The sequence below is a fragment of the Saccharomonospora halophila 8 genome (genome assembly GCF_000383775.1).
GTDB lineage: Bacteria > Actinomycetota > Actinomycetes > Mycobacteriales > Pseudonocardiaceae > Saccharomonospora > Saccharomonospora halophila.
The window spans coordinates 39,248-44,915 of the sequence record NZ_KB912482.1; the positions used below are offsets into that span (position 1 = coordinate 39,248).

Here is a 5,668-nt window from a genome sequence, read left to right on the forward strand (position 1 = left end):
CGGGTTGCCCCACCAGCGCGCGCTCCACGCCCCGCGCCCGGACCGGCACCGACGCCATGTTCGTCAGCGCCACGCGGGCCTCGGCGATCGCCCCCGCATCCGTGCGCACCGTCGCGGCCACCCCGACGATCGACCACGCCTGCGCCACCCGGTTGAACTTCTCGTAGTGCGCCTGCCAGCCGGTGAACTTCGGGACCCGCACCTCCGTCAGGATCTCGCTCGGGGCGAGCGCCGTGGTGAAGAAGTCGGCGAAGAACTCCTCCGCGGGCACCCGGCGGGTGCCGTCCATCCCGCGCAGGACCATCTCGGTGTCCATGGCCAACGCGGGGGCGGGCAGGTCCCCCGCCGGGTCGGCGTGGGCCAGCGACCCGCCGAACGTGCCGCGGTGGCGCACCTGCGGATCGGCCACCGTCTCGGTGGCCCGCGCCAGCAGGGCCGCGTGCTCGGCGATCAGCGGATCCCGTTGCACGTCGTGGTGCGTGGTCATCGCCCCGATCACCAGGGCGTCGCCGTCGTCGCGCACCCCGCGCAACTCGCCGATGTTCGTGAGGTCGATGACCGTGGTCGGCGCGGCCATCCGCAACCGCAGTACCGGCAGCAGGCTCTGGCCGCCCGCGAGGATCTTGGCGTCCTCGCCCGCGTCGGCCAGGGCCCGCACCGCGTCATCCGCCGTGGACGGAGCCACGTAGTCGAACGGGGCGGGAATCACTGCGCACCTCCGTGTTCGGCGTCGATCGAACCGAGGCCGCCACCGGCCTCGGCACCCGGACCACCGGCGGCCTGCTCACCGGTGTGGATGGCCTGGAAGACCCGCATCGGCGTGCACGGCATCCGGACGTCGTCCACGCCGAGGTGCCGCACCGCGTCCACGATCGCGTTCACCACGGCCGGGGTCGAGGCGATCGTGCCCGCCTCCCCCACCCCCTTGACGCCGAGCGGGTTCGTCGTGGACGGCGTCTCGGTGCGGTCGGTGGTGAACGACGGCAGATCGGCCGCCGACGGCAGCAGGTAGTCGGCGAACGTGCCGGACATCAGCGTCCCGCCCTCGTCGAACACCGCCTCCTCGTACAGCGCCTGCGCGATGCCCTGGGCGAGTCCCCCGTGGATCTGCCCCTCCACGATGAGCGGGTTGACCACGGCACCGACGTCGTCCACGCACACGTAGGAACGGATCGTGCTGCGCCCGGTCTCGGTGTCCACCTCCGTCGCGCACAGGTGCGTGCCGTGCGGGAAGGAGAAGTTCTCCGGGTCGAAGGTCGCCTCCGAGTCCAGCGACGGCTCCACACCGTCGGGCAGGTCGTGGGCGGTGAACACGGCCAGCGCGAGGTCCTGGATCCGGGTGGACCGGTCCGTGCCGCGCACGGTGAACCGGCCGTCGGCGAACTCCAGGTCGTCCTCGGAGCACTCCATCAGGTGCGCGGCGATCGTGCGGGCCTTCGCGACGACCTTCTCCGCCGCCTTCACCACCGCGATCCCGCCGACGGCCAGCGAGCGCGAGCCGTAGGTGTCCAGCCCCCTGGGGGAGGACTGGGTGTCGCCGTGCAGGATCTCCACGTCGTCGAAGCCGACGCCGAGCTGGTCGGCCACGATCTGGCTCCACGCGGTCTCGTGCCCCTGCCCGTGCGGCGAGACCCCGGTGACCACCTCGACCTTGCCGGTGGGCAGCATCCGGATCGTGGCGTGCTCCCAGCCGCCCGCGCCGTAGTCGAGCGAGCCGAGCACCCGCGACGGCGCCAGGCCGCACATCTCGGTGAACGTGGAGATGCCGATGCCGAGCTGCACCGGGTCACCGCGTTCCCGCCGCTCCCGCTGTTCACGGCGCAGACCGTCGTAGTCGAACAGGCGCTTGGCCTGCTCGGTGGCGGCCTCGTAGTCGCCCGAGTCGTAGGTCAGCGTGGACACCGTGGTGTACGGGAACTCGTCGTTTCTGATCCAGTTCTTCTCCCGCAGCTCCAGCGGCTCCATGCCGAGTTCGGCCGCCAGCTCGTCCATCATCCGTTCGATGCCGAAGGTGGCCTCCGGCCTGCCCGCGCCGCGGTAGGCGTCGGTGACCGTGGTGTTGGTGAACACGTTCGTGCAGGCGAAGTGGTAGGCCGGGATCTTGTAGATCGCGTTGAACATGAATGCGCCGAGGATCGGCACTCCGGGGCCGACGAGGCTGAGGTAGGCGCCCATGTCGGCCATCAGCTCGACCTTCAGGCCGGTCAGCGTGCCGTCGCGGGTGGCCGAGAGGGTCAGGTCCTGGATCTGGTCCCGCCCGTGGTGGGCGGCCGTCATCGTCTCGGACCGGGACTCGGTCCACTTCACCGGCCTGCCCAGTTCCTGCGCGAGCCGCAGGGCGAGCATCTCCTCCGGGATCACGGCGAGCTTGCCGCCGAATCCGCCACCGACGTCCGGGGCGATCACCCGGATCCGGTGCTCCGGGATGCCCAGGGTCATCGCCGCCATCGTCTTCACGATGTGCGGGACCTGGGTCGCCGACCACATCGTCAGCTGCGGCGCGGTCGGGTCGACGACCACCGAGCGGGGTTCCATGAAGCCCGGCACGAGCCGTTGCTGGCGGAACCGGCGGGTGAGCACCACCTCCGAGTCGGCGAAGGCCCGCTCGACGTCGCCGCCGGAGCCGGCCTCGGCCGAGTCGAACGTCCACACCGCGTTACGGTTGGTGCCCAGGTCCTCGTGCACCAACGGGGCGTCGGGGGCCAGTGCCTGTTCCATGTCCAGCACGACGGGCAGGTCGTCGTAGTCGACGTCGATCCCGGCGAGCGCGTCCTCGGCCTCGGCGGCGCTGCGCGCGACGACCACGGCCACGCCCTCACCCGCGTAGTTGACGGTGCCCTGGGCGAGCATCGGCCTGCGGGGGTGTTTCATGTCCGGCGAGACCGGCCAGGCGCAGGGCAGCGCGACCGCACCCTCGGGGTCGAGGTCGTCGCCGGTGTAGACGCCGAGCACACCGGGCATCTCCCGCGCCTCGGTGGTGTCGATGCCGGTGATCCGCGCGTGCGCGACCGGGCTGCGCAGCACGGCCACGTGCACCATGCCCGGGAGGGTGATGTTGTCGGTCCACCGGGTGCGTCCGGTGATGAGCCGCTCGTCCTCCTTGCGGACCCGGGCTTTGCCGACCTCGGTGACCGCCGGTTCCGTCGTCGACGTCACGACCGCGCACCTCCCCGCACACCCGCCGTGGTGGTCGCGCCGGTGGTCTCCCCGGCGCGTTCGGCCTCCGGGCCCGCCCCGGGCCGCATCTCGCTCGCCGCGTCCTGCACCGCGCGGACGATGTTCTGGTAGCCGGTGCACCGGCAGAGGTTGCCCTCCAACCCCTCGCGCACGGCCTGCTCGTCCGGGTCCGGGTTCTCGGCGAGCAGGTCGATCGACTGCATGATCATGCCGGGTGTGCAGAACCCGCACTGCAGTGCGTGGCTGGTGGAGAACGCCCGCTGTACGGGGTGCAGCTCGCCGTCGCGGGCGAGCCCCTCGACCGTGGTGACCTCCCGGCCGTCGGCCTGGACGGCGAGCACCGAGCAGGACTTCACGCTCTGCCCGTCCAGGTGGACGGTGCAGGCTCCGCAGTTGCTCGTGTCGCACCCCACCACGGTGCCGACCTTGCCGACCTGCTCCCGCAGGTAGTGCACCAGCAGTGTGCGGGGTTCGACCTCGTCGGTGTAGCGGGCTCCGTCAACGGTGACGGTGATGCGCATTGGGCCTCCTGTGCTGGCTCGGCCCGCCTCCGCGGGCCGGGGAACGCGGCCGTCGGCTCGACCACCTCGGTGATCGACCTCACAGGTAACCCTGCTACCTCCGGGCTGCCGGGACAACCCCGGCGGCACCCGTGCCCGCCGGTCATCGCCCGATCGGGCTCCCGTTTTCCGGCGGAACGCCAAAACGCGCGTTCCACCCCGGCGGTGCGCGGCCGTGCCCGGTCGGCGGGGCCCGCGGGCGGGAGTGTGCGGTCAGCGGGCCTCGGTGGTGTGGATGCGGCCGTCGACGTCGGACAGCCTGCGGCCGCCGCCGCCCCAGCGCAGCGCGATGATCTCGGCCGCGATCGACACGGCCGTCTCCTCCGGGGTGCGGGCGCCGAGATCCAGCCCGATCGGGGACGCCAGGTGCTTGAGCTCCGCCTCGGTCAGTCCCGCCTCGCGCAGCCGCCGCATCCGGTCGTCGTGTGTGCGCCGGGATCCCATCGCGCCGACGTAGCCGAGGTCGAGCCGCAGGGCCACCTCCAGTACGGGGACGTCGAACTTCGGGTCGTGGGTGAGCACGGTGACCACGGTCCGGCCGTCGACGCGGCCCGCCTCGGCCTCCGCCTCCAGGTAGCGGTGCGGCCAGTCCACGACCACCTCGTGCGCGTCCGGGAAGCGGCTGCGGGTGGCGAACACCGGGCGCGCGTCACACACCGTGACCTCGTATCCCAGGTAACCACCCATCCGGGCCATGGCCGCGGCGAAGTCGATCGCGCCGAAGACCAGCATCCTCGGCGGCGGTTCGAACGCGTTGACGAACACCGCCATGCCCTCGCCGCGGCGCTGGCCGTCCGGACCGTAGTGCAGGGTGCCGGAGCGTCCACCGGCGAGCAGCCCCCGGGCGTCGTCGGTGACGGCGTCGTCGATCCGGGCTGACCCGAGGCTGCCGGAGACCCGGTCCGCCCACACGAGCATCCGCCCGCCGAGCAGGTCGGTGTCCGGATGCTCGACCGTGGTCACCACGGCCACGGGCCGTCCCGCCCGGACGGAGTCGACCAGGTCGGGCAGTCCCGGCATGGAGTCGCGGTCGATCCGCTCCACGAACACGTCGATGATCCCGCCGCAGGTCAGCCCGACGGCGAAGGCGTCGTCGTCGCTGACGCCGTACCGCTGCAACACGGGTGTGCCGTCGTCCATGACGCGCTGCGCGAGGTCGTAGACCGCGCCCTCGACGCAGCCGCCGGACACGCTGCCGACCACGGTGTCGTCGGTGCCCACCAGCATCGCCGCCCCCGGCGCCCGCGGCGCCGAGGAGAACGTGTCCACCACCGTGCCGAGTCCCACCGACTCGCCCGCCCGCCACCGGCGGTACAGCTCGTCCAGCACGTCATGCATGGCTGATCTCCCTCAGCAGTCGTTCCAGCGTGGCCAGACTGTGGCCCGCGAGCAGCTTGTCGACATGCGGCCACGCGGCGGCGATCCCGGACTGGACGGGCTCGTACCCCGGGCGGCCGGCGTGCGGGTTGACCCACAGCACCGCGTGCGCCAGACGGCGCAGCCGAGCGGTCTGCGTGCCCAGCAGGCTCGCGTCGCCGCGTTCCCAGCCGTCGGAGAACAGCACCACCGTGGACCGGCGGGCGAGCCCGCGCTGGCCCCAGCGGTCGAGGAACACCCGCAGCGTCTCCCCCAGCCGGGTGCCACCCGCGAAGTCGGCCACCGCCCGCCCGGCCTGCAGCACGGCGCGTTCCGGGTCGCGCCACCGCAGCTGCCTGCTGACCCGCGTGAGCCGGGTCCCCAGGGTGAACACCTCGACGTCCGCCGGGGCGGAGCGCACCACGACGTGGGCGAACCGCAGCAGCGCGTCGGCGTAGGGCTTCATCGAGCCGGAGACGTCGATCAGCAGCACGACCCTGCGGGTGCGGGGCGCGTGCCGGGCGTGGGCGAGCCGCCCCACCTCGCCGCCGTCGGCGAGCATCGCGCGCAGGGTG

5 protein-coding genes are annotated in these 5,668 nt (G+C 72.6%); all 5 read right to left on the bottom strand.

From position 1 onward, the window contains the following. Positions 1-709: FAD binding domain-containing protein (locus tag SACHA_RS19720; RefSeq protein WP_019806566.1), on the bottom strand; the 709-nt coding region annotated here is incomplete at its 3' end. Continuing rightward, entirely contained in the window at positions 706-3,156 is a 2,451-nt protein-coding gene (locus SACHA_RS0101300) for a xanthine dehydrogenase family protein molybdopterin-binding subunit (RefSeq protein WP_019806567.1), read from the bottom strand. The genes SACHA_RS19720 and SACHA_RS0101300, both read right to left, overlap by 4 nt. Next, entirely contained in the window at positions 3,153-3,698 is a 546-nt protein-coding gene (locus tag SACHA_RS0101305; RefSeq protein WP_019806568.1) for a (2Fe-2S)-binding protein, read from the bottom strand. The genes SACHA_RS0101300 and SACHA_RS0101305 overlap by 4 nt, the downstream gene beginning before the upstream one ends. 252 nt (positions 3,699-3,950) lie before the next feature. Further along, positions 3,951-5,075 (bottom strand): XdhC family protein, encoded by a 1,125-nt coding sequence (locus SACHA_RS0101310; protein ID WP_019806569.1) that lies wholly within the window; start codon positions 5,073-5,075, stop codon positions 3,951-3,953. Continuing rightward, on the bottom strand, positions 5,068-5,668 hold a 601-nt coding region (locus tag SACHA_RS19725; protein WP_039737560.1), incomplete at its 5' end, for a vWA domain-containing protein. The genes SACHA_RS0101310 and SACHA_RS19725, both read right to left, overlap by 8 nt.